The sequence below is a fragment of the Actinoplanes sp. ATCC 53533 genome (genome assembly GCF_003947245.1).
In genome coordinates, this window is the sequence record NZ_QHHV01000028.1 from 212947 (window position 1) to 236822 (window position 23876).

Below are 23876 nucleotides of genomic sequence, written 5' to 3' on the forward strand. Positions count from 1 at the left end.
AAACCCCGGCGGCGAAGCGCGGTCATCATCCGCGGCGAGGGAACCCCGCCGAGGCACCGGCCGCGTCACGGCAATCGAGACTCGATGCGCTGTCCGGGAACTCGTTCCTGCTCCCGGGCCAGCAGCGTGAGGGCATGCGCGTCGGCGGCGGTGGGCCGGCTCCGGTCGATGGCGCGGGGCCACAGCCGCGCCCGGTGCACCGCGGCGACCTCCGCCGCGACCACCAGCGCGAGGCTCAGCAGGTACAGCAACGTGAACATCCCGGCGACGGTCGCGAAGGCGCCGTAGACCGGTCCGGCCCGGCGCACGATCCCGGGCAGGACCTCCGCGCCCAGCTCCAGCACGACCATCACCGCCACCGCGCCCGGCGCCGCAGCCGGCCACAGTGCCCGCACGGGTGCCGGGCGCTCCAGCAACAGGCGCGCGACGAGCAGCAGGACGACGAATGCGGCCGCTAGTTCCCCGGCCACTACCAGCAGGCGGGACACCCAGGGCAGGCCGGGGTTCGCCGCGCCGACCACGACCAGGCAACCGACGGTCACCGCGCCGGACAGGATGAGGGCCAGGGCTGCCACCACCCGGGCCGGGCGCCACGCGGTGCCGGTCCGCAGCCGGTAGGGAACGGCGGCGAGATGGTTGAGTGTGCCGCCCGCCGCGCGAACCACTCCCGTACCCGAGAGCACCAGCCCGGCCAGTGCCACGACGAAAGCCGCCCGCGCGGCCGGCAGGGCGGCCACCGCGCTCTCGACCGTGGCCTGCAGCGACGGCGGGACCATCGCCGCGATCACGCGCCGCCGCAGTTCCGGGTGGTTGTGGAGAGCCCACGCGACGGCCGTCTCGGCGAGCAGCAGCGCCGGGAAGATGCTGAGAAACCCGTAGTAGGTGATGAGCGCCGCTTCCCGGCCGCCACCGTCGTCGGCGAACTTGCGGAGGACGGCATGGGCGAACTCCAGCGCGGCCCGCCGCCGCTGGAGGCGATCCAGCCGCTGTCCGATCGTCACGGGTCCGCGATCATCCTGCCGTCATGCTCCGCGCGGCGGCCCGGGCTGGACGTCACCCTCGACGGTCGCCCCATCGTCCGGCGCCACCCAGGCGGCGCCGGTTCGCGACCGGTACGCGGCGACCGCCTCGTCCAAGGTGGCGAAGAAGCGTGCGGGCCGATGGCCGCGGTCAGGCCGTAGCGGTCCATTTTGCGCCGTACCGGATCCTTGAGCTCGGCCCAGACGAGCGACGTCCCCTCGGTGTCGAGCTCGCCCACCAGCGCACCCAGCATGTCGGCGGCGGTGATGTCGACGTCGGTGACGGGTTCCGCCGCCAGCACGATCCAGACCGGCCGCGGGTCGGTGCGGGCCAGCTTCCGGATCTGGCCCCGGAACACCCGGGCGTTGGCGAAGATCAGCGGCGCGTCGAAGCGGAACAGCACCAGCCCCGGCAGGCGCTCGGCGTCCGGGTACGAGCGCACGTCGTGATAGCCCGGCACGCCGGGCGCCCGGCGCAATTCCGTCTGGTACGGCCACCACACCCGGCGGAACACGTTGAGCACCGACAGTCCGACCGCGACACCGATGCCGGGCAGGACCCCGAGCAGCGCCACTCCGAGGAACGCCGTGACGGAGACCAGGAACTCCAGGCGCCGTCGACGCCAGAGTCGTACCGTGCCGGGGATGTCGGCCAGCGACAGCGACGCGGCGATCACCACGGCGGCGAGCGCGGGTTGCGGCAGATTCCGCAGCAGACCGGGTGTCAGCACCAGCATGATCAGGATGACGGCGGCGCCGACGACCCCGGTCAGCTGGGTGCGGGCACCGGACTGCTCGGCGACCGCGGTCCGGGAGCCGCTGGTGCTGACCGGGAAGCCCTGGAAGAACGACGCCGCGACGTTGGCCGCGCCGACACCGATCATCTCCTGGTCGGCGCGGACCTCCTGCCCCGTCCGGGCGGCGAACGACGAGGCGGTGGAGATCGTGTCGGTCAGCGACACGACGGTGATGCCGACCGCGCCGGCCAGCAGCAGCACGAGCTGCGACCAGGACGCGTGCGGCACGGCGAGGGGTGGGAAGCCGGCCGGCAGCGGACCGACCAGATCCACACCACGATCGCCCAGGTCAAGAAGCGAGGTCGCGGCGATCGCGGCGACCACGGCGATGAGGACGGCCGGCACCTTGGGCAGCCAGCGCTGCACCACCACGATGATCGTCAGGGTGACCAGGCCGACCGTGCAGGCGGCCGGCACCGCGGCCCCGTCCGCCAGCCCGTGCACGAAGCCGGACGCCTCGCCGACAAGTCCGTCGGCATCGACGGAGAACCCGCATAATTTGGGCAGCTGACTGACGAAGATGGTGACCGCCAGGCCGTTCATATAGCCGATCTGGGTGGGTTTGGACAGCAGGTCGGCGATGAAGCCGAGTTTCGCGATGCCGGCCACGGCCATGGTCACGCCGACCAGCAGCGCGAGCATCGAGGCCAGGCCGATGGCCACGGCCGGGTCGCCGCCGGAGCCGATGGTGGCGATGAGCACCGCGGCGATCATCGGTCCGAGTGAGGAGTCGGGTCCGACCACCAAGATCCGCGAGGCGCCGAAAAGGGCATAGGCGAGCAGGCCGAACACCGTTGTGTAGAGGCCGGTGATGGGCGGCAGGCCGGCGAGTTCGGCGTACGCCATGCCCTGCGGGACCAGCAGGCTCGACAGCACCAGGCCGGCGACGACGTCCTTGGCCAGCCACCGCCGGCGGTAGGTCGTCACGGTCCGCACACCCGGCACCCACCGGCCGACGGCTCCGCGCGCGCCGGTCGCCCGCTCCCTCGCCCCGGTCACCGTCTGCTCCAGCGCGGGCCGATGATCTGCCATTCCGTCTCCCACGACCGCATCCGGCGGCGGTCGAGGCGCCAGACGACGACGCGCCGGACGCCTACCAGAAACGCGATCACAGCGGTCACCGCGAATGTCGCGGCCACCGAGGCGTCCAAAGTGGGGTTGCGCCGCCGGGGCGGCGACGTCAATGCCCCGTGCTCGTCGACCCAGACGGTCACCGGGCTGCCGGCTCGCGTGCCCACCGCCACCGGGACGGCAGCCGAACGGACCGTGCCGTCCGAGTCGGTCCAGCGCACCGGCGCCGGCACGTGCTCCGGGCCCGGCAGCGCCTCACCGGCGGGCGGGTCGGCGGCGGCATCCCGCACCAGGACAGCGGCCACCGCGCGGCGGTGCGCCACTTCCCACTCGCTCGCGCGGACCTCCGCACCGTACGTCGTGCTCGCCGTCCACCAGGCGACCCAGGGCGCGGCCGGGAGCACCGCCATGATCACTACCAGGGTGAGCCACGCCTGGATCTTGTCCGAGCCGCGGCGCAGCGGAGCTCGGCGCCACGGCATCCGGCGGACGATCCGCCTTTCCCACATGCGGTCTCCTTGTCAAGTGTCGCCGTACGCGCCGGCGATCTCGGACCCGTGCACCGCCACCGCGTAGACGACCAAGGTGATCATGGCCAGCGCGGTGACTGACCACACGGGATAGATCCCGACGAAGGCGAAGTTGACCAGGGCGGCCACGCCGGACAGGAACACCGCGAACAGACGCGCCCAGCCGGATCCGCGGACCAGGCCCACGCCGACGACCACAGCCACGACGCCGAGCACGATGTGGACCCAGGCGAGGGCATCCAGAGTCACCGGCAGCAACAGGTCGGCACGTCCCCCGGCCAGCACATCGGGGCGCACGAGCGCCACCAGGCCGGTGCCCACGTGCACGGCGCCGAGCATGACGATCATGATCGCGCCGAGCAGCACCCAGCCGACCCACGCCGTCGCCGTGCTCCGCTCCACGCCGGTGTATGGCGCGCTCCGCGCCGGACCGCTCTCGGACATGGCGTCCCTCCCGGTCTCAGCAGGTGCCCGACATGGCGTCGCCGAGATTTTCCAGGCTGGACCGCAGGGCGCCCAGCGTGGTCCGAACCTCGCTGATCTGGGCCGCGTCGGGCGTCTGCTGGGCCGTGGCGACGCTCGTCGAGACCTGCTCAGCCGCTGCCCGCACCCCCTCGACCTCCGGCGCGAACTGCGCCGCGGCATCGGTGAGCAGCAGGCGGACATCCACCTTCAGCTGCTGGAGATGGGCCTTCAGCGGGGCCAGGCCATTCTCCGACACGTTCACGTTGCGGATCTGGTGCATCGTCGTCTGGACGGCGGCGAGGCTGTCACATACCGGCGGCGGGTCGGTGCCGCATCCGCCGAGGACGAGTGTCGCCGCCGTCACGGCGGCGGTCCGGGTAGCCATCCGTTTCATGGGCCGAGCCTCACTTCCGCAGTCCGGTGGTGCGTCATCTCGCGGTGATGAACACCGCGGCAAAGGGGGATGCCGGCCCACGCACGTCCACGCGGACCGGCATCCCGGTAAGTCCGCCGCCCGCCTCAGATCCTCGCCGGAGACCAGGCGGGCGGCGGACCGCTCATCACAGGGCAGCGCTGGCCGACGTGGTTTCCGTCGTTCCGGCCTGCGCGCTGCCGCCCTCGCCGTGCAGGGCTGCCTGCAGCTCCGCCTCGGTCTCCTTGGGCAGCGACGACTTGAGCACCGTGCCGCCGAACTGTGCCAGCCCGTCGATGGCCTTGTCGGGTGTGACGTGCTCGACCACGAGGAACAACGCCGACGTCCCGGGCTGAAGCATGTCGCGTACCTGCGCCTGGAACTGCTTGTTGATCGCGCCCTTGGTCATCTTGCCCATGAGGGCGCCCAGGCCGGCGCCCACGGCCATACCGAGAAACGGGATGAAGAACAGGATTCCGAACAGCAAGCCCCAGAACATTCCCCAGGAAGCCCCGCCGGCCACCGCGTGGTGGTTGGTGGTGACGTGGAACTTGCCCTCACGGTCGCGGATGATGGCCGCGATGGCGTCAGGCTGGATGATGAGGTCCTTGGCGAGGCGTTGCGCTTCCAGCGACGCGGCTGTCGCGGTGGTCTCGTCGGGGTAACCGATGGCGACAAGTGTTGCCATGATCGAACACATCCCTTCACTGATCTGCACGGCCGGGTCGCGTCTCCGGCGTCGGAACCAGTCAGCCATGCCGGCCGGGAGCCGGGCCTCATTCCCGGCGAATGAAGCTGCGCCCGGTCGGCACGACGCCACGGAACGGCTCCGCACCGACGTCACCCGCACCGGATGAGGCGGCAGCCGGGCACCCGGCTGGAGGATCAGGCATGGGTGGGCCACGGCAGGACGTCGTTCGCAGTGGTTCCCGCCCATCGTCCGGTCAGAGGAAGGAGTGGCAGCAGATGGCCATCGGTCCGGTCCAATTGATCGTGCTGGGTTTCAACCATCCGGATTTCCACGGCGAGGTGATCGCGGAGCTGGAGAAGCTGCGCAGGAGTGACACGGTTCGCGTCATCGACGCCCTCGCCGTCTACAAGGACGCCCGCGGCGAGATCGGGGTCGAGCATCTGAGCAACCTCTCCACCCAGGAGGCCGTCGAACTGGGTAGCAAGATCGGCGCGCTGATCGGGCTCGGCATCGACGGCGAGGCCGGCGCCGAGGCCGGCGCCACCGCCGGAGCGCAGGCCGCCGTGGCGGGGCTGAAGGCGTTCGGTGACGACGACGCCTGGGACATCCTCGCGGAGATCCCCGACGACTCCGCCGCGGCGCTCCTGCTCATCGAGCACCACTGGGCCGTACCGCTGCGCGATGCCATCGCCCGGGCCGGCGGCTTCCGGATCAGTGACGGCTTCATCAGCCCGTTCGATCTGGTCGGCATCGGCCTGACCACGGCGGCGGAGGCCAAGGAGCTGCACGACCTCGAGACGGCGGCGGCCCGGTAGCGGCCCGCCGTGAACACTCAGGGAGGTGAGGAGATGTTCGGATCCCGCCGGGTGGCCCGGCGTACGGCACGTCGCACGGCACGACGTGTGTCGAGGCGCCGCCGTTGACCACATAGCACGCCGATGCAGCCGGAGCACCACCGTCCGGCTGCATCGGCGTTCGTGCCGCTGGGTGCGGCCCGCGTTCATCCGTTGCGGGTGGCGCGCCCGGTGCGCGTGGCGGGGCATCGTGAGGACATGACCAGCACGGATCCGCAATCCGCTTCCCCGTCCGCCGCGGACACGCCGACCGGCGGGCCGGCGGGCACTGCTCAACCGCAGGCACGGCGAACGTCGCTGCGGTGGGGAGACACCGTCGTGGGCGCCGCCTTCGCGGCCGAGGGCGCCACCACGGATGCGGTCGCCGGCCTGCGCCGGCGCGCCGACCGGCTGGCCGACCGCGGCGCCACGGAACGGGCGCGCTGGCGACGTCGGGCCGAGCAGGCCGCCCAGGCCGCGGTGTCCACGGTCGCGACCTCGTCAGTCGTCGACCGCGTCGTGGACGGCCAGCTCCAGCGGGTGCTCCGCCCGGTGGTGCTCGCCGTCCTCGATGACGTGCTGCTGCTGTTGGAGAAGGAGCCCGAGCGGATCCAGACGCTCATCCGGGGTCAGCGCGAGAGCATGGTCGACGAGCTGGTCGGGCGGCTGCGGGCCGGCGCGCAGGCCGGCGACACGGCGGTCGACCGGATGAGCTTCCGGGTGTTCCGGCGCGGCACCCGCCCCGAGCCGGGACCGCCGCTCGAGCTATGAGCACCCCGGCGCCGCGCGAGTACGCCGGGCCGGTCAGCCGGGCCGTCGCGTACCTGATGGACGCCTTCGTGGTCGCCGTGCTCTGTACCGCCGCCGCCTCGGCCGCCTCCATGATCGCCTCTGTCCTGGGCGCGCGGCTGCACGACGTGGCGCTAGCCGCCGCCTCGGCCTGCCTGGTGGTGCTGCCCGCCCTGCTGGCGACGTACTGCGCCGTGTTCTGGGCGCTGGCCGGCCGGACCCCGGGCATGGCGGTGCTGGGCCTGCGGGTCGTCGCCACTCGTCGCGGTCGGCTGTCCTGGCCGGCGGCGCTGCTGCGGGCACTCGTGCTGGCATATTTCCCGATCGGCGCGGTGTGGGCCCTGGTGGACCGGCGGCATCAGGCGGTCCATGACAAGGTGGCACACACCGCGGTGGTGCGGGCGCCCCCGGTGGCGCGCTGACTCAGCTGGGCCTGGGGAAACGTCGTACGACTCCGGTGCGCCATCCGGTGGCCGTCTGCAAGCGCTCCTCGACGACGACGGCCCTCCGATCGACGCGGATCGCCGTCCACGAGCGACCGGTGCCCCGGGTACGCCGGCTGACGGCGGTGCCGGCCACCACCTCGACCGGCCGGTGGGCCGTCGCACCCGGCTCCACCAGCACCGCCCCGGGCACGTGGGTGTGCCCGGCCAGGATCAGGTCCACGCGAGCGGAGGCGACTGCCCGCATCAGCCGGGTGCGCCCGACGATCCGGGCGAGGCCGCCGGCCCGCGGCGGGTGATGCAGCGCCAGCACGCGGACGGCGCCGGTGGGGGCGGAGCCGAGCACCGCCAGGACCGCCTCGCTCTGCCGCCGGGAAACCCGGCCACTCTTCCACCGCCACGGCGGAGTGGTCTGCAACCCGATCACGGTCACGCCGGGCAGCCGCAGCACCGGATCGAGCTCCGGGTGGATCAGGCGCCGGTAGCGACCGTACGGCGCCAGCAGCCGATCGACGCTGACCAGCGGCACGTCGTGGTTGCCGGGTATGACCAGCCTGGGCGTCGGCAGCCGATCGAGAAGGTCACGGGCGAGGCGGAACTCTCCGGCCCGGGCCCGCATGGTCAGGTCACCCGTGACCACCGTCAGCGCGGGAAGCACTGCGGTGACATCGGCCGCCACGGATGCCACCGCGGACGGATCGTGCGCCCCCAGATGCAGGTCGGACAGGTGTGCGATGACGAGCATGGCCGCCTCCGTCGCAGCTCGCGGGCCTCCCGGCATTCTCGTGCCGGGCGAGCGCACCGACCTCACCTCGGCGGGGTGAGGCAGCAGCGGGCCAGACGGCGCACTCTCGGCGTCAGCGCGGCTCACGGTCGTGCGCCAGCGTCAAGAACGAAACAGGAGGATCGCTGTGTCGACGACAAAGCAGCAACCCACCACCCCCGTCGGCAGCCTGCGGCACCCCGCCGAGCTGCCGTTCTTCATCTTCATGGCGTTCCTCAACCTGGTCATCATCGGCTTCATCGTGCAGGCCGCCGTGATGCTGCCGGTCCTGCCCGAACGGCTGCAGGACACCGGCTGGGCCACGGCCGTGCGCAGCGCTCTCATCGGCCTGCTGCTGCTGGTCCCCGCGCTGATCGTGGTCCGCGAGACCCAGCGGGCAGCGGTCCGCGGGACGGCGGTCGAGCTGTCACCACGCCAGTACCCGGAGCTCTTCCAGACCGCGGATGCCTTCGCCCGCCGGCTCGGTCTGCGCCGCCGACCGCAGATCTACCTCGGCAACGGCAACGGCGCGCTGAACGCCTTCGCGGCGCAGGCCACCGGTCACGACTACGTCGTGCTGTCCAATGAGCTGTTCGTGAATCTTTACCACAACAACCGGGACGGCCTGCGGTTCATCCTGGGGCACGAGCTCGGCCACATCCGGCTGCACCACGTGTCGCTGTGGTATCAGCTCGCGGTGGCCTACTCCGAGCGCATCCCGCTGCTGGGCCCGGCGCTGTCCCGGTTGCGGGAATACTCCTGCGACCGGCACGGTGCCCACCTGGCGCCGCTGGGCATGACGGGTCTGGTACTGCTGGCGTCGGGCCGGCACACCGAGCACACCGTCGACGTGAACGAGCTGGTCAGGCAGGGCCGGTCGCTCACGGGTTTCTGGGTCGCCGTCTCGCAGCTGCCGCGTTCCCACCCGTTCACGGTCCGCCGGCTGGAGCGTCTCTACCGCCTCGGGCTGTTCCATGCGCGTCTGCGCGAAGCCGAGACCGAGACGCCGGTCTGAGCCGGGCCGCGTGCTCACAAGCCCTCGCGGACGGGGATCCGGCCGGATCGTGCCGCGGCCACCAGCAGGCCGTAGTCCCGCTCGTTGCGGTCGGCGTAGTGCTCGGCGAACTCCACCATCGCCCGGTCGAAGGCGTCGTCAGCGCCGAGATATCCGGCGATCGCGATACGGTCACCGGTGCGGGCGTGCGCCCGCGCGAGGGTCCAGCCGCAGAGAGCGCCGTACACCCGCATCGTCTCCGGGTCCATCGTCTCGACGACCGCCGAACCCTTCCAGTCGCGCAACTGCCGCACGTAGAAGTCACGCGTGCGGTCGTCGATGCCGGTGATGGTCTGCCAGCCGAGGAAGATGTCACCGGTGGCCTGCATCAGCCGCTGTCCGGTCACGACCCGTTCGCCCTCGCTGCGCCACCCGGTCACGGGCCGGTCCGGGACCTGCCCGGCGAGGACCGAGGGCGGCGCCTCCTTGACCTGAAGCAACAGCGGATCGTTCTCGTCGCGCCCGCTGAGCAGGACCACCCAGCATCGGGTCCCGACGCTGCCGACCCCGACGACCTTCCGGGCGAGGTCGACGAACCGGAACGAGGAGAACAGCAGGCGGCGATCGGGGGGCAGGGTGGCGGCGTACCCGGCGAGCAGGTCGCGCACCTGGCTCTCCAGCTCCCGGCGATCGGTGTCCGGCAGCAGATCGTCCACCGGAACGAGCAGCGGCGGATCGGCCACGATGCGGCGCCGCCCGTTCACCACGGCCGTCATCTTGCGGAACGCCTGCATGCTGTCATGCGTACGCGCCTTGGCCTGAGCCGCGGCGAACCGTTTGCGGCGCGCCCCGCTGAGCTGGTCCCGGAGCAGAAGGTTGATCTCCTCCAGGTCGGCGCGGGCGTACCAGACCTCGACGTGTCCCTGGTCCGCGAAGCGGCGCATCGCCTGCCGGTAGCGGCCCACCGCGGCGAGCACGACGCCCGCGCGGACCTTGCGGCGGAAATCGTTGTCACGGCCGGCGACGACCAGGCTCGCCACCAGGCGTTTGAGATCCCACTCCCACGGCCCCGGGTAGGTCTCGTCGAAGTCGTTGACGTCGAACACCAGCCGGCGCTCCGGCGAGGCGAACACCCCGAAGTTACTCAGGTGCGCATCCCCGCAGAGCTGGCAGGTCAACCCCGACGCCGGGGTCCGGGCGAGGTCAGCGGCCATCACGGCGGCGGCGCCCCGGAAGTACGTGAACGGGGAGACGAGCATCCGCCCGTAGCGGATCGGTACCAGCTCGGGCAGCCGGGTCGCGGACTGGGCGACGAGCACCTCGACCGGGTCGGGCCGGTCATCGGCGGCGGGCATGCTGACGTGGGAGTCCAGGGTCGCCCGGGCGCGGGCCACGCGTCCGGCCGCCAGGCTGCCGGCCGGGGTCGCGGCCGCCTCGCCGGACCCCGTTCCGATGCTTCTTCGTACCGCCTGACCTGCCATGGAGCTCCCTCCCGCGCGGCGGCCGGCCGAATCCGGCCACGGTGTCACCAGACATCGGAACCGCCCCGGGACGCACCATCCGCCGGGGACGAATCATCACGTGACTAATCCGTTCCGGACGATGTGGACACTCGGAAGGTCCGGAAGGCTGGGCATCCAGTTCCGTGATCGGTTCACCTTCGAGGAGGTCCCGTGCGTGCTGAGCTCGCCCTGCCCACGCCCGTCCGCAAGCTGAGGCCGGAAATTGATCCACTCCTGCCGTCCAGGTTCGAGATTCCCGAGCAGCCCCGCTTCCTGGTGGCGCGGCCCCGCCTCCTCGAGGCGATGCCCGATCGTGATGACACGCCGGTGACCCTGGTGGTGGGGCCGGCCGGCAGCGGCAAGACCCAGCTGGTGGCCTCGTGGGCGCATGACCAGGGCCCGGACGCCGCCGTGGCCTGGATCACGCTCGAACACGACGACGATCGATCAAGTGCCTTCTGGACGTATGTCGTGGCGGCGCTGCGTCACGCGGGGATTGCCGTCTCGCCGTCACCGGCCGTGCGCCCCGGGCCGGACGCGGTGGACCGGTCGTTTCTCGTCCGGCTGGCGGCGGAGCTCGCCGCGCAACCCGTTCCCCTGCTGCTGGTGCTCGACGGCGCGTCGGTGACCGGCGGCGAGTGCTGGGCCACGGAGCTGGAGTTCGTCCTGCGGCACGCCGGCCCGATGCTGAAGCTGATCCTGATCGGACGCTGGGATCCACCGCTGCCGTTGCACCGGTATCGGCTCGCCGGCCGGCTGGCCGAGATCCGCACCGGGGACCTGGCCTTCACCGTCGCGGAGGCCGAGGAACTCCTCACCCTGCACGGTGTCGAGCTGAGCCCGGCGGGGCTGGCCACGTTGCTGGAGCACACCGAGGGATGGGCGGCCGGCCTCCGGTTGTTCGCCATGGCCCTGCAGGACCAGCGCGACGCCGACCGCCTCGTCGGCACCATCACCGGCAAGGATGCCGGCGTCGCCGCATACCTCGTCGACGAGGTGCTCCGGGTGCAACCGCCGCACGTACGGACCTTCCTGCTGGAGACGAGCATCCTGGACACCTTCACGCCGGAGCTGGCGGAGGCCGTGACCGGACGGGGTGACGCCCGGCGGCTACTCGTCCACCTGCATCGCCACAACGCCTTCGTCCAGCCGGTCGCGGAGTATGCCGCGGCATACCGGTTCCATCGGCTCTTCGCCGAGCTGCTGCGCGCTCAGCTGCTGTGCGAGAATCCGCAACGGACCGCCGCGCTGCACAGCCACGCGGCGCGCTGGCTGGCGGACCGCGGCCAGACCGTCGACGCGATCGGCCACGCCATCGAGGCGCAGGACTGGTCGACGGCCGCCACCATCGCTGTCGACCACTACGCGGTCGGCCAACTCGTGATCGAAGGACGCCACGGCCGGCTGGGCGCCATATTGGCGCAGCTCCCGGAGGACTGCGACAGCGCCGAGGCCGCCATCGTGTCGGCGGCCCTGGCCCTCGCCGACGCATCGGACGATCGGTGCGCGCTTCAGCTCGCCCGCGCGCAGGATCTCGTCATCCGCCGCGACTGGGAGTACAGCCAGGCGCTGGCGCTGGCCGATTCGATCCTCGGTGTGCTGCTCGCCGCCGCGCGGGCCGATCATGCGGAGGTGCTGCAGCTGAGCCCGGCGACCGAGCAGGCACTGGCTCAGACACCGTCCGAGGTGACAGCGGCACACCCCGAGTTACGCGCGCTGACCATGGCCGCCCGGGGAATCGCACACAGCTATGCCGGCGCCGTCGACGCGGCAGCGTCGTGCCTCACGGAGGTCGTCGGCGCGGCGGCCCCGGGCTACGAGGACCTGACGATCAGCTGCCGGCAGCACCTCGCGCTGATCGAGGCCCACCGGGGCCGGCTGCGGCATGCCGAGAGACTCGCCACCGAGGCCACCGACGATGCCGACCGGTGCGGCGTGGCGCCGGCCCGCTTGGCCCGGGTGGTCCTTGCCTGGGTGGCGCTGGAACGCGACGACACCGAGACGGCCGCGAACCACCTCCGGACCACCGATCCGCGGCGCCACGGGTGGGATGACGCCTTCGCCGCGGCCGCCTCCACCCTCGTCCAGGCGCGCCAGATGTGGATCCGCGGTGACCTGCGCGGCGCGATACGCCTGATCGAGCAGGCCCGGGCCACGGTCGGCGGCACGCTGCCCGCGTGGCTCATGCGCGAGCTGAGCGTCTCCCACGGGCGTCTGCTGATCGGTGCCGGACGCCCCGGCGAGGCGCTGGCCACGGTCGGGGAGTACGAGCGACCGCACCCGCCGGATGTCGCTGTGCTGCACGCTGAGGCCCTCGCCGCCGGAGGTGAGCCGGAACGGGCCGCCGAGATCCTCACGCCGGTCCTGGCCGACGCGGGGCTGCCCCCGGCGGTCTGCGTAGCCGCCTGGCTCGCCAGGGCGCGGATCGCCGAACAGCTGGGCGAGGCGGATGAGGCGCGCACTGCCCTGCGGCATGCCTCGCGCGCCGCTACTGCGCTGGGCCGGCGCCGCGACGTCGCCCTCGCGCGGGGTCGCCTGAGCGGGATCGCCGGCGACGACCTCGGCACCCAGCACCGGGCGTGGGCGGACGAGACGCCCGCCGCCGGCCGTCGCGCCGATCAGACACCGGCCCTCCACGAACTGGTCATCGTGGAAGCGTTGAGCCCTCGCGAGATGGAGGTGCTGCGGAGCATGGCGGCGCTGCTGCCCACCGAGGAGATCGCCGCGACGCTCTACGTGTCGGTCAACACGGTGAAGACCCACGTCCGCAGCATTCTGCGCAAACTCTCGGCGGCACGGCGCAACGAAGCGGTTCGCCGAGCCCGGTCGCTGGGGCTCATTCCCGACGTCACTCACCTGGGATGAGCCACCATGCCTCGCGATGGCACAGGCTGAGGGCCAGCCGGCAGAAGGAGGAGCACGATGGCCCCGTCACCGTCCTCGGCGGACATCGCATCGGCGTACGAGGAGGCGATGCGAGAGCTCATCGCGCTGCGGCGGGATCGGGTCGTGCTGACACGCAAGCTGAGATCCGATCGTCAGCTGCGACCGTGGCAGGTCGAGCTCCTCAAGCTGCAGCGCTACCTCGAGGACGAGGGCCTCCGGATGATCGTGCTCTTCGAGGGGCGGGACGCGGCCGGCAAGGGCGGCGCGATCCGTCGGGTCACGCGATACATGAACGAGAAGCACTACCGGGTCGTCGCGCTCGGCCGGCCCACCGAGGAGCAGCGATCGCAGTGGTACTTCCAGCGGTACGTGGCGCAATTCCCGGCCGGCGGAGAGATCGTGCTGTTCGATCGGAGCTGGTACAACCGCGCGATGGTGGAACGGGTCTTCGGGTTCTGCAGCGGCCGGGAGTACCAGGACTTCCTGCGGGGTGTGACCGGATTCGAGAAGGATCTGGTGCGGCAGGGCACGGTGCTGGTGAAGCTGTACTTCAGCGTCACCAAGCAGACGCAGGCCCACCGCTTCGAGCGCCGGCTGACCGACCCGCTGCGCCGGTGGAAGCTCAGCGAGATCGACCTGCAGGCGCAGAACCGCTGGGACGACTTCACCGACCGCAAGTACGAGATGCTGCTGCGTACCAGCACGAAGGCGGCCCCCTGGCTCATCATCCGCTCGAACGACAAGCAGCAGGCCCGGCTGAACACCATGAAGGTCATCCTCGGCGCGGTCGACTACAAGGAGCGGAATCCCGACATCGACTTCGTGCCCGATCCACGGATCGTCGTCCCGGGCCGGGAGGAGATCGCCATGATGCAGGCCGAGTTCCGGCGCAACGGCAGGTTCACGGGATGACGAATCGGCGGACGCGGCGAGGAGGCACGGCTCATGCTTGAGGCGTCATACCAGGTCAGGGTCTCCGGGGTCATCCCGGCCGAACTGCTGGCGGAGCTGCGCGACCTGACCGTCAGCGTGGAACCGCCCGAGACGGTGTTGCACGGGTCGCTGCCGGATCAGTCCGCGGTCGTGGGACTCATCTCGCGCATCCACGGACTCGGGCTCCGCCTCATCGAGGTGCGGCGGCTGCCCAACGACGAGGATCCGCCGTCGCCGCCGGATCCGGCGCGCTGAGCCGGGTCCGGCGGCATGGAGCAGGGGGCGCCGCGGCGACCGGCGCGACACGGATACGCCCTCGTCCTGATGCTGATCGTCGCGACCTACGGGCTGGCGCTGGTGCCCGGCGAACGGTGGCTGCCGACCGTGCTGCTGGTCCTGCAGACCGGCACGGTATGGCAGGCGCTGCGGGTGTCCCGCGCCCGTCCCGTGGTCCGGGCCGCTTCCGCCGCCGTGGTCGCGCTGGCCCTGGTGACGGCGGCGTTCGCCCCGTTCGCCCCCGGCACCGCGCTCACCGGGCTGACCTTCCTGGCGGCCGGCGGCCTCTATCTCGTCGCGCCCCTCTCGATCGTCCGCGACCTCGGTGTCCACCGCCGGGTCGATCGGGAGACGATGCTCGGGGCGCTGGCCGCATACCTGCTCATCGGCATGGCGTTCGGCTTCGCGTACGCCTGCCTCGCGGCCTTGCAACCGGGCCCGCTGTTCGGTGACGCCGGCGATCCGGCGCTGCCCCAGGCGCTGTTCTTCAGCTTCGTCACCATGACCACGACCGGCTACGGCGACCTCGTACCCGCGACCAACCCGGCGCAGAGCATCGCCGTGCTGGAGGCCCTGATCGGCCAGCTCTTCCTGGTGACCGCGGTGGCCAAGGTGGTGGAGAACTGGCGGCCCCGTGGCTGGCGGCACACCACCGAGGACTCCGGCGAGGCCGGCGGGGCGCACTGACCGCGGCGATCACAGGTTCGGCCGGGTCGCCTGCCGCAGGCCGTCCCGCTCACCGTAGCGCTCCAGCCAGCGCACGAGCTGGTCATGCACGGCATCAGCTCCGGTCAGCTCACCGTCGACCGGCCACGCCCTGGGATGGATCAGCACCGGGCGGTCCTGCCAGCCGCCGAGACCACCGTGGCAGCCGATCAGATCCTCGAAGGCGGCGACCTCCTGGGTCACCGGGTCGTACACGCTGTTGACGACGATGTCGCCGGTATGCCGCAGCTCGTCGTGGCGGCGCAGGTCGGCGGCGGCGGCCGGGCCGAAGCCGGCCAGCGGGTCCGCGCCCTCGACCCGGTCGCCGCGCAGCAAGCGGCGGCCCGCCCGGCCCAGCACCACCGGCCCGAGGCGGCGCGACCGGACCATGATCCAGCCGACACCCGGATGGTCGACGAGCCCGGTGAGCAGGTGCGGGTGGCGCTCCTCGATCTCCTCCATGGTCACCCGGCCCGGCCGACGGGCAAGATAGACCAGCCCGAGGTTGCCCGACGCGGCCACCACGATCTCCGGTCGCGGCGGGACCGGCGCGTCCGGGGCCGGCTGCGCCGCACCCCGGACCAGCTCGTCCCTCAGCACCCGGGCCCGCCCGGCATGCTCGTCGTTCCCGTCGGCCGCGACGGCCGCGCCCGGGCCGGAACTGAGCCGCTGCACCAGCTCCTCCAGTGAGGTGCCGTAGCGCTGGACGAACGTCGCGCCCTGGCTCTGGCCGTGGTCGGAGACGACGACGAACCGATACGGGCGCGGCGCGGCCAGCGCAACCGCCTCGAGCGTGGCGAGCACGTCGTCGATGCCCTCGAGGGCGGCCAGCGCCTCCGGGCGGGTCGGCCCGGCGTGATGCGCGATCTCGTCGTAGTCGACGAAGTCGCAGTAGACGACCGGGGCACCCCGCATGACGTGCTCCGCGACGATCGACAGATTGAGGTGGCGCAGCAGCGCGTTGGTCAGCCCGCGCAGCAGCACGTACGAGGCGGTCCGCGCGGTGCGCGGACGGACCCGTCGCAACCGCTGTCTCCTGGCCTGCCGCAATTCCTTGACGATCTCCGCGGCGGTCAGGAACAAGGACCGGGTGAGGCCGAACGGGTCGAGCAGGTAGACGGCGACGTAGCGGGCCGGACGCCCGGACGCCCCGCGCCTCCCGATCGTGCTCATGGTCAGCAGGCTGGTCGGCGCATCGCCGGAGAAGACGTTGCTGACACTGACGCCGCCGTCGGCGAGCAGGCCGCGGCCGTCGGAGAGCCGGGACTCGACCAGCGCGCTGTCACGCGGCCGGTTGGTGACGACGAAGCGGCCGGAGTCCTTCTCGAACCACCGGAAGGCCGGTACCTCGGCACTCGCGCCGTGCAGCAACCCGGCCTGGCTCGCGGGGGTGGTCGCGGGCAGCTGCGCGTGCCACTCCACCAGGGTGTGGCTGCCCTCGCGCAGCCACCTGGCCACCGTCGGCAGGGTGCCGGCGGCGAGCGCCCACCTGGCCAGCGGCGCGGACAGCCCGTCGATCTGGATCAGCACCACACCCGGCACGTCGCTGGCGGTCGCGGCCCGCCGGGCACGGCGGTTGACCCGCAGCAGATGCCGCACGACCATGGCCGGCTGACCAGCGGTGACGGCCCAGAGTCCGGCGCTGACCAGGCCGGCGTACACCCAGGAGGCCCAGAAGACGGTCGAGAAACCGGCGACGTGCAGGCCCGGAGTCACCGACAGCGCCACATAGACGAGCAGCGCCTGGCCCAGCAGCCAGCCGCCGAGCACGCCGGCCCAGCCCACCCGGGTGAGCAACACGGCCGCCGCCGGGCGCAGGGCCGCGCCGAGCAGCCCCAGTACGATCGCGGCGAGCAGAACAGCTCCGCCGCTGCTCGCCGAGATGCCCGGCACGACGGCGACCGTGACGGCCAGCGCAGCCCAGCAGAGCAGCACCACGATCACCACTGTGGACGCCCGCGAGGTGCGCCGGGGCATCGCCGCGCCCGCGCTCACGGCGTACGACCGGTGATCACGTCCTCGCCGGGACCAGGCCCGCCGGATGACCGCCGAAGCCGCGCGGCCGCCGCCGGTTCGCCGCCGGCCGAGGCGTCGGGCGCCCGGCTGCGCGCACCGTACCGGGCGGCTCCCGGACCGGCGCTGACGCCATGAGCCACGACGCTGAGCAGCACAGTCAGCACGATGGCGGCGACCGCCGGAGCGGCGCTCTCGCCCAGCTCCTCCACCGCCAGCAGCGCGAAGACGACGGAGGCGAGTCCCCGCGGGCCGAACCAGCCGACGAACGCCACGGTCCGGCCGCCGAGCCGGGCACCGATCAGGCTCAGGGCGACCGGGATCATCCGTACGGCGGTCAGGCTCAGCACGGCGTACAGCAGCAGCGCGAGGTCGACCCGGCCGTAGAGCAAGGGCACCGCGAACGCGCCGAACAGCAGCCAGACCAGCAGCGACGCCAGACCGGCCGTCTCCTCCACGTAGAACACCTCGCGCGGACCGCCCCGGCCGGCGACGTGGCCGAACGCGATACCACCGGCGAATGCGGCGACGAACCCGTTGCCGTGCCCCGCCACGGATGCCGCGTACGCGACGAGGGCCAGCGCCAGCACGGCGGGTCCGGCGAAGCTGTCGTCCGTCCAGCCGCGCCGGCCCGCCGCCCGCAGCAGCCGGCCACCCGTGGCACCGACGGCCCCGCCGATCAGCGCGCCGCCTACCAGCTGCAGGACGGCCGTCAACGCGTTCGCACCCGCGTGGCCGGGAGCGGACGCGGCACCGGCGAGCGCGACCAGCACGACCGGGGTGACGATACCGTCGTTCAGCCCGCTCTCCACGTTGAGGATGCGCCGGACCCGGGCCGGCACCGCCGGATGCGTGATCACGACAGCGCCCAGCGCGGCATCCGTGGGTGCGAGCGCGGCTCCGATGAGCAGCGCGTACCAGGGCAGCGAGGCGCCGAGCAGCAGCCAGGCGCCGACGGCACCGGCCACGACAGTCAGCGGCAGGGCGAGGCCGAGGAGCCGGCCGTACACCCCGGCGTCGCCGCGCAGCTCACGCAGGCCGACCCGAGACGCGTCGGAGAAGAGCACCCAGGCGAGCGTGGCCTCGGTGAGCACCGTGACCCCGGCGGCACCGGCGTCGGCGGGCAGGCTGTCCGCCAGCAGGATCCCGATGCCGACGAACGCCATCGGTGCGGTCAGGTCGGCACGCTCCAGCTTCGCCGAGAACGCCCCCCAGGCGAACACGACGGCCGCTATCAATGCCAGGGCGCCCGAGGTCACGCCTCATATCTCAGCGCGGGACACCGGCCGGCCGGATCGTCCGGGGCGAATGACGGATACCCGGCGCCGTGGCCGGCAGCGCGGCTCGGGCGGCTCGTTCACCCGCGCTGGATGAGGCACCGCGGCCCGTACGGCGACGACGCTCGACCCGGAGCGGCCACCGTGCCGCACGGACGAGGAGGGACCCGATGACGGCGATGTACCAGTCCGCGACTCCCCCGTCGCGACCTAGGGTCAACGCGGGCCGGCTGTGGGCCGGCGGCGCGGCGACGGGGGTGGTGGCGGCGCTCATCGCCGTCGTCGGGATCCTGGTGGGCCGCGGCTTGTTCGGCGTCGACGTGCTCGCGCCGAAGGGCGCCGGAGTGTGGGGCGACGCCAGGACCGGGTGGTACGCCCTCGGTGCCGCGACGCTCAGTCTGGTGGCAACCGGGTTGATGCACGTGCTGCTGCTGTTCACCCCGCGCCCAATGCTCTTCTTCGGGTGGGTCATGACACTGGCGACGGTGACGGCGATGCTGGCGCCGTTCGTCACGGAGCAGGACTTCGGCTCCCGATTCTTCACCGCGGGCCTGAACTTCTTCCTCGGCGTGGCCATCGGGTCGCTGGTCGCGGGCTCCGCGCACGCGGCCATGCGCGCCGCTCCGGTCCCGCCGGCACCACGGCCCTACCGCTGAGACGTCCGATATCCGGGGTGAGCACAGAACGGATTGCGCATGACTGCCAGCGAACAGGTCTCCGCGGACGCGGCCGAGAAGCACGGCGACGGCACCGACGACCCGCTGCGGACCGACGAGCTGGCCCGGTTGCGCGCGGAGGTGTCCGCCCTGCACGCGCGGCTCGACACCCGCGGCCGGCGCACCGCGGCGGTCACCGCGCTGCGCCGGGTCTCGGCCGCCGTCCTCGTCGCCATCACCGCGTTCGCACTCGTCGCGAGCGTGGTCGGGGTGTGGGCGGCCACCACCGTGCTGGACACGGACCGGTGGGTCGCGACCGTGGCGCCGCTGCCGCAGGACCCGAAGATCGCCACGGCGGTCGCCGAATACACCACGACCCAGGTGTTCCAAGCCATCGACGTCGAGCAACGGCTGCGGTCGGTGCTGCCGCAGCAGGCGGCGTTCATCGCCGGACCGCTCGTCGGGCAGCTGCGTGGCGCGGTCCGCTCGACGGTCTCGAACGTCCTGCGGAGCGAGCGCTTCGCCGGCATCTGGGCGGAGCTGAACCGCCGGGCACACCAGCGCGCCCTGGCCATCATCAACGGCAACAGCACCGTCGTGGTGGGACGCGAGGACCGCGTCGACATCGACCTGCTGCCGCTGATCAACCAGGTCCTCAAAGAGCTCAGCACCCAGCTGCCGACATTGTTCGGCAGGCAGATCTCGCTGCCGGATCTCAGCAGCGGCGCCATCCCCGACAACCTCCGGGTACGGGTCCAGGACGCGCTCGGGGTGACGCTGCCGGAGAACTTCGCCCGGTTCACCGTCTACGACTCGGGCCAGCTGTGGGCCGCTCAGCAGGCCGTCGCGGCGGCCAAACGGGACCTCATCCTGGCGGTGGTCGGTACCGTCGTCCTGTTGGTGCTCGCGCTGGTGGTCTCGCCCACGCGCCGCCGTACGCTGCTGCAGCTCGGTCTCTGGCTGGTGGTCGGCGCGGTGGCCGTCACCGCCGCGCTGCGCGCCGTCCGTGCCCAGTTGCTGTTGGAAGTACCGGCCGGGGTCTATCGCGACGGGGTGGCGGCGGCACTGACGAGTGTCTTCGGGCCGCTGCGGACCCGAGGCGTTCAGCTCATCCTGATCGGCGCGGCCCTGGCCCTGGTCATGTATCTGATCGGGCCGGGCCGCGGACCGACGTGGCTGCGCCGGCGGCTCGCCACCGGGCTGCGCACCACGGGCCGCAGGGCCGGCGCCGCCGGTCGCGCCGTGGCAGCGCACGGGCCCGGGTGGACCGCGGATCATCTGGACGCCATGCGGGTCGGCGGGGTCGTCGTGGCCGCCGCGGTGGCGTTGCTGCTGTCGTCGTGGACGTCGTTGCTGGTGATCGCGCTGGTGCTGGTCGCCTACGAGGTCGCGGTCACGGTGGTCGCGCGATCGGGCCGAGCGCGCTCGGCGCCTCCGAACCTGGACGCGGACGGCACCGCGGTCGGCGTGGGCTGACGGGTGGCGTCGTGCGCGCATCGCCCACCGATCCGGCAGCCCGGTCACGGCGGGCAAGGTCGGCGCACGAGGTGCGCGAGGCCACGGCGGCGGGTATCTACGGGATCATCGTGAGCGCGGCCGTCCTGGCGACCTCGCACGCGCCGACGGCGTCGGCCACCGCCGTCACCGTGCTGGTCACCCTCGGCGTCTACTGGGCGGCCGAGCGCTACGCCCGGATCCTGGCCGAGCGCATCCACGAGGGTCACCGTCCCCGGTGGGACACCGTCCGGACCCAGCTGACCAGCGGCCTGGAGATGATCACCGCCTCGCTGCTACCGCTCGGCGTGCTCGTCGTGGCCCGGCTGATGGGCATGTCTCTCCGTACGGCGGTCATCGCGGCGCTGGGGTGCAGCACCGTCCTGCTCTGCCTGGCCGGCTGGCGGATCGGCCGGTACGGCCGGCTCTCCGCCCTCGAACAGGTTCTCTCCTCCGCGATCGCCGGGCTCTTCGGCGCCGCCATGATCCTGCTGAAGGCGCTGCTGCACTGAGCCGCGCGCCGGGTCACCCGAGCGGGATGAGGCGCCTGGCGGGGCATCGCAGCACAGTGGTGCCACGGAGGACCGCATGGAGAACCGGCTCTGCATCCGAGGCAATGCTGTCGCACCCATCTTGTTGATGTTCCCGCTCGGCCTGCTGGCGGTGGCGGTCGTCCTTGACGTGTCGCACCTGCTCGGGGGGCCACGGATCATCGGCACGCTTGCCTACTGCACCGTGGTCCTCGGACTGGTGGGCGGGATGACGACGGCATTCGCGGTGCGGATCGGCGAGCTGACCACCGGAGGCCGGGCGGCGACACGTCGCTTCCTGCTCGACGCCGCCGTGCTCGTCGTCTTCGCGGTGGTGCTGCTGCTGCGCATGCGCACGCCGGAGCGCACCGTCGGGCCCGGCCTGCTGCTGGTCGAACTCGTGGGCCTGAGCATGGCGGTGGTCGCCGGCGTGGCCGGTGCCGCGCCACCGAGCGTCCGGCGGGCGGACGGCGCCGCGACCGTACGGCTGGCGCAGCTCCTCGACGATCACGAGTGGAAGAGGTGACCCCATGACGGCCAATCGCATCATCGCCCGGGAGCGCATCGTCGCTGCCCTCGATGTGCTCCGCGGACGCCGACCCCGGTTCGACTACGGCCTGCTGCTCATCGTGCCGTTCGTCGCGGCGGCGGGCGGAGTCCTGATCTCCCTGATCATCGAGGACGCGGTCGAGCGTCGCCGGGCCCGCGGGATCGCGCGTTCATCCGGGGCGGACGAGGCGCTCGCCAGCACCCCGACGGAAGCTGAATCCGCTGGCCAGAACCAGTGACCCTGGTCCCGACACCCGCCCGGGACGGGGTGTCGGCCCACGATCGGAGCAGGCGATGACGACCTTCACGGTGTGGAAGTTCGAGGACCCGGATGGTGCGGACCGCGCGGCGGCCGTCCTGAAGGACGCGGCGGCGGAGCGACTGGTCAGGATCGACGACCATGCGGTGGTCCGCTGGCCGGTCAACGCCCCGCGACCCACCGTCGAGCACGGGCACGACGAGACCAAGCACGGCGCCGGTTGGGGCGCGCTCTGGGGGTTGATGGTCGGCACGCTGTTCCTCGTCCCGGTCGTCGGCGGCGTCGCGGGTGCGGCGCTGGGCGCGATCAGCAAGGCGACGCAGGACTCCGGCATCACCAAGGAGCAGCTGGAGAAGATCCGTACCGAGGTCACGAGGGGCACCTCGGCGCTCTTCCTGGTGACCGAGCACGGTGATCTGGACCGGCTCGGCGAGCGGTTCCACGGCCGGAACAGCACATTGATCGCGACGAACCTCACCGAAGCGGAACAGGAAGTGCTGTACGAGACCTTCGGCGGCAGGTGACGGTGCCCGGGTCACACCCGTGCCCGGTGCGCCGCGCGCAACGCCGCGCTCAGTCCCGCGATCGCCCGGGCCACCTGGGCGATCCCGGCGCAGACCAGCACCGCGCCGCCGATGGCGACCAGAGCCGCCGGATCGAGCCCCGGCCGGATCAGGCCGATGACGGCGGCCACTATCAGCGCCGAACCGACGAAGACGTACAGGTTGCCGAGGTCCGCCGCGGCCTCTCCCGCGGTCAGGAGGGCCTCCAGCAGCGCGTTCACCATCCAGCCGAGGGCGGTGACGACGAGCAGCAGCACCACCGAGGCGGAGATGTCGCGCAGGCACAGGACGCCGGCGATCGCGGTCAGGACGCCGCAGAAGACCCCGATGATCCGGTACAGCTCCGGGTAGCCGGGCACGACCAGCAGCAGACCGGCCCGGATCGTGCCGGTCACCACGAGGTTGAGCCCGAACAGGAGGCCGATCACCCGGAACGTGGCTGACGGCCAGGCGAGGGCGGCCGCGCCGGCGCCGATCATCAGGACACCGGCCGCCAGCCGCAACCCATGGCGGCTACCGAGGACGTCCAACATGCGTCTCACCTCCGGATCCGCGGAACAGGCGGCCGGCGGTGCTGTCGTCGCGGGTGACGACCTGGCCCAGCACCGCGGTCAGGAGCAGGCAGAACGCCATGACGTACAGCCAGCTGATGTAGGTGAACGCCAGTCCGATGGTGCCGTAGCGGTCGTAGCTCGTCTGCAGCGCGCGGGGTAGATAGACCCCGCCGGCCGGACGCACCGCCAGCATGGCCAGGGCAAAGGCCAGACCGCCCGGCACCAGTGCGCGGGCCGGCACCGCACGGCTCAGCAGCAGGACCGGCAGGAGTACAGCGACGGTGCAGTCGGCCGCCAGCAGCAGGGCGCCTGAGCACAGCCGGGGCCGCGGCAGCTCGGCGGTGAGCGCACCGGTCAACCGCGAACCCACCAGCAGCGCGGCCACCACCAGGACGGCGAGCAGCCACCGCCATGCGGCCCGCGGCCCACCCGGCAGCCGCGGCACCTCCCACACGCTGCCGTAGGCACGGGCGAGAGCGCGCGCGAGTCCGGTGGACGACAGCAGCACCACGACGATTCCCACCGCTCCGAACGCGCTCAGTTCGCCGTCCAGCAGAGCCTCGTCGATCAGCTGCAGAGATGACGCCGGCACCCGGGCCAGGGCGGCGAACCGCGCGACCTGATCCGCGCCGAACACCGTGCCGACCATGATGAGAATCGGGAACAGCGAGGTGAAGGCCTGGGCGGCCAGCGTCATCGCGCGGTCGAAGATCTGCACCCGGACCAGCCCCGCAGCGGTCCGGAAGAGGATCCGCCCGGCCGGCCGGTGAGCGATCCAGGCAACCGGCGGGCGTAACCGCTCGGGCAGTGCCACCAGCAGCCGGGCGGCAACCTGTGCCTCACCGCCGCCGGCATCGGGCGGGAAAGCCACC

26 protein-coding genes are annotated in these 23876 nt (G+C 72.3%); 14 read left to right on the plus strand and 12 right to left on the minus strand.

Translation table 11 applies throughout. From position 1 onward, the window contains the following. Positions 1 to 65 precede the first annotated feature (65 nt). From DMB66_RS11255 to DMB66_RS11280, 6 genes are all read right to left on the minus strand, one after another. Positions 66 to 1001 carry a YhjD/YihY/BrkB family envelope integrity protein gene (locus DMB66_RS11255; protein WP_233624472.1) on the minus strand — a complete coding sequence of 312 codons (936 nt, stop codon included), beginning with the start codon at positions 999 to 1001 and terminating at the stop codon, positions 66 to 68. After that, positions 998 to 2848: a SulP family inorganic anion transporter gene (locus DMB66_RS11260; RefSeq protein WP_233624473.1), complete on the minus strand. Its 1851-nt coding sequence runs from the start codon at positions 2846 to 2848 to the stop codon at positions 998 to 1000. Before DMB66_RS11260 ends, DMB66_RS11255 begins: the two co-directional genes overlap by 4 nt. Further along, positions 2812 to 3396: a hypothetical protein gene (locus tag DMB66_RS11265; RefSeq protein WP_125803991.1), complete on the minus strand. Its 585-nt coding sequence runs from the start codon at positions 3394 to 3396 to the stop codon at positions 2812 to 2814. The genes DMB66_RS11260 and DMB66_RS11265 overlap by 37 nt, the downstream gene beginning before the upstream one ends. Before the next feature lie 12 nt (positions 3397 to 3408). Further along, positions 3409 to 3861 (minus strand): hypothetical protein, encoded by a 453-nt coding sequence (locus tag DMB66_RS11270; RefSeq protein WP_125803992.1) that lies wholly within the window; start codon positions 3859 to 3861, stop codon positions 3409 to 3411. A gap of 16 nt (positions 3862 to 3877) precedes the next feature. Beyond that, positions 3878 to 4276, minus strand: a complete 399-nt coding sequence (locus DMB66_RS11275; protein WP_125803993.1) for a hypothetical protein — start codon at positions 4274 to 4276, stop codon at positions 3878 to 3880. Positions 4277 to 4442: 166 nt separating this feature from the next. Beyond that, on the minus strand, positions 4443 to 4982 hold the full coding sequence (locus tag DMB66_RS11280; protein ID WP_125803994.1) for a DUF1269 domain-containing protein: 540 nt from the start codon (positions 4980 to 4982) through the stop codon (positions 4443 to 4445). Between the two features lie 278 nt (positions 4983 to 5260). On the opposite strand from DMB66_RS11280, the gene DMB66_RS11285 reads away from it, so the two are divergent. The 3 genes from DMB66_RS11285 (at position 5261) to DMB66_RS11295 (ending at position 7029) form a co-directional block, all read left to right on the plus strand. Continuing rightward, the gene (locus DMB66_RS11285; RefSeq protein WP_125803995.1) at positions 5261 to 5800 is read left to right on the plus strand and encodes a hypothetical protein; all 540 of its coding nucleotides are present in this window, start codon (positions 5261 to 5263) and stop codon (positions 5798 to 5800) included. Positions 5801 to 6037: 237 nt separating this feature from the next. Then, entirely contained in the window at positions 6038 to 6589 is a 552-nt protein-coding gene (locus DMB66_RS11290; RefSeq protein WP_125803996.1) for a hypothetical protein, read from the plus strand. Next, positions 6586 to 7029, plus strand: coding sequence for an RDD family protein (locus DMB66_RS11295; RefSeq protein ID WP_125803997.1), 444 nt, complete (start codon positions 6586 to 6588; stop codon positions 7027 to 7029). The genes DMB66_RS11290 and DMB66_RS11295 overlap by 4 nt, the downstream gene beginning before the upstream one ends. Before the next feature lies 1 nt (position 7030). On the opposite strand, the gene DMB66_RS11300 is transcribed toward DMB66_RS11295, so the two are convergent. Further along, a complete protein-coding gene (locus tag DMB66_RS11300) occupies positions 7031 to 7795 on the minus strand; it encodes a metallophosphoesterase (RefSeq protein ID WP_125803998.1) in 765 nt (254 codons plus the stop codon). A 166-nt stretch (positions 7796 to 7961) separates the two neighbouring features. Here DMB66_RS11300 and DMB66_RS11305 point away from each other — a divergent pair, with 166 nt between their 5' ends. Next, the gene (locus tag DMB66_RS11305; protein WP_233624474.1) at positions 7962 to 8828 is read left to right on the plus strand and encodes a M48 family metallopeptidase; all 867 of its coding nucleotides are present in this window, start codon (positions 7962 to 7964) and stop codon (positions 8826 to 8828) included. A 14-nt stretch (positions 8829 to 8842) separates the two neighbouring features. On the opposite strand, the gene DMB66_RS11310 is transcribed toward DMB66_RS11305, so the two are convergent. Next, a complete protein-coding gene (locus DMB66_RS11310; RefSeq protein WP_125803999.1) occupies positions 8843 to 10288 on the minus strand; it encodes a DUF2252 domain-containing protein in 1446 nt (481 codons plus the stop codon). A gap of 192 nt (positions 10289 to 10480) precedes the next feature. On the opposite strand from DMB66_RS11310, the gene DMB66_RS11315 reads away from it, so the two are divergent. The 4 genes from DMB66_RS11315 (at position 10481) to DMB66_RS11330 (ending at position 15091) form a co-directional block, all read left to right on the plus strand. After that, positions 10481 to 13174: a LuxR C-terminal-related transcriptional regulator gene (locus tag DMB66_RS11315; protein ID WP_125804000.1), complete on the plus strand. Its 2694-nt coding sequence runs from the start codon at positions 10481 to 10483 to the stop codon at positions 13172 to 13174. Positions 13175 to 13231: 57 nt separating this feature from the next. Continuing rightward, entirely contained in the window at positions 13232 to 14107 is an 876-nt protein-coding gene (gene ppk2, locus DMB66_RS11320; protein WP_125804001.1) for a polyphosphate kinase 2, read from the plus strand. A gap of 33 nt (positions 14108 to 14140) precedes the next feature. Continuing rightward, positions 14141 to 14383, plus strand: coding sequence for a hypothetical protein (locus DMB66_RS11325; RefSeq protein WP_125804002.1), 243 nt, complete (start codon positions 14141 to 14143; stop codon positions 14381 to 14383). Between the two features lie 69 nt (positions 14384 to 14452). Continuing rightward, complete coding sequence (locus tag DMB66_RS11330) at positions 14453 to 15091, plus strand: potassium channel family protein (RefSeq protein ID WP_233624475.1); 639 nt, start codon at positions 14453 to 14455, stop codon at positions 15089 to 15091. Positions 15092 to 15100: 9 nt separating this feature from the next. On the opposite strand, the gene DMB66_RS11335 is transcribed toward DMB66_RS11330, so the two are convergent. Together DMB66_RS11335 and DMB66_RS11340 are read right to left on the minus strand one after the other, a co-directional pair. After that, the gene (locus tag DMB66_RS11335; RefSeq protein ID WP_233624476.1) at positions 15101 to 17104 is read right to left on the minus strand and encodes a phage holin family protein; all 2004 of its coding nucleotides are present in this window, start codon (positions 17102 to 17104) and stop codon (positions 15101 to 15103) included. Further along, positions 17101 to 18381, minus strand: a complete 1281-nt coding sequence (locus DMB66_RS11340; RefSeq protein WP_125804004.1) for a sodium:proton antiporter — start codon at positions 18379 to 18381, stop codon at positions 17101 to 17103. Before DMB66_RS11340 ends, DMB66_RS11335 begins: the two co-directional genes overlap by 4 nt. 188 nt (positions 18382 to 18569) lie before the next feature. On the opposite strand from DMB66_RS11340, the gene DMB66_RS11345 reads away from it, so the two are divergent. The 6 genes from DMB66_RS11345 (at position 18570) to DMB66_RS11370 (ending at position 22411) form a co-directional block, all read left to right on the plus strand. Further along, positions 18570 to 19055: a DUF6069 family protein gene (locus DMB66_RS11345; protein WP_125804005.1), complete on the plus strand. Its 486-nt coding sequence runs from the start codon at positions 18570 to 18572 to the stop codon at positions 19053 to 19055. A gap of 39 nt (positions 19056 to 19094) precedes the next feature. Then, positions 19095 to 20531 (plus strand): hypothetical protein, encoded by a 1437-nt coding sequence (locus DMB66_RS11350; RefSeq protein WP_199752238.1) that lies wholly within the window; start codon positions 19095 to 19097, stop codon positions 20529 to 20531. Positions 20532 to 20602: 71 nt separating this feature from the next. Continuing rightward, positions 20603 to 21061, plus strand: coding sequence for a hypothetical protein (locus DMB66_RS11355; protein ID WP_125804006.1), 459 nt, complete (start codon positions 20603 to 20605; stop codon positions 21059 to 21061). A gap of 76 nt (positions 21062 to 21137) precedes the next feature. After that, complete coding sequence (locus tag DMB66_RS11360; protein WP_125804007.1) at positions 21138 to 21605, plus strand: hypothetical protein; 468 nt, start codon at positions 21138 to 21140, stop codon at positions 21603 to 21605. Positions 21606 to 21609: 4 nt separating this feature from the next. Further along, the gene (locus tag DMB66_RS11365) at positions 21610 to 21867 is read left to right on the plus strand and encodes a hypothetical protein (RefSeq protein ID WP_125804008.1); all 258 of its coding nucleotides are present in this window, start codon (positions 21610 to 21612) and stop codon (positions 21865 to 21867) included. 55 nt (positions 21868 to 21922) lie between these two features. Beyond that, a complete protein-coding gene (locus DMB66_RS11370) occupies positions 21923 to 22411 on the plus strand; it encodes a DUF1269 domain-containing protein (RefSeq protein WP_125804009.1) in 489 nt (162 codons plus the stop codon). A gap of 11 nt (positions 22412 to 22422) precedes the next feature. Here DMB66_RS11370 and DMB66_RS11375 read toward each other — a convergent pair whose 3' ends face one another. Together DMB66_RS11375 and DMB66_RS11380 are read right to left on the minus strand one after the other, a co-directional pair. Next, positions 22423 to 22983, minus strand: coding sequence for a DUF308 domain-containing protein (locus DMB66_RS11375; RefSeq protein ID WP_125804010.1), 561 nt, complete (start codon positions 22981 to 22983; stop codon positions 22423 to 22425). Further along, complete coding sequence (locus DMB66_RS11380) at positions 22964 to 23875, minus strand: YhjD/YihY/BrkB family envelope integrity protein (protein WP_125804011.1); 912 nt, start codon at positions 23873 to 23875, stop codon at positions 22964 to 22966. The genes DMB66_RS11375 and DMB66_RS11380 overlap by 20 nt, the downstream gene beginning before the upstream one ends. Position 23876: the final 1 nt, after the last annotated feature.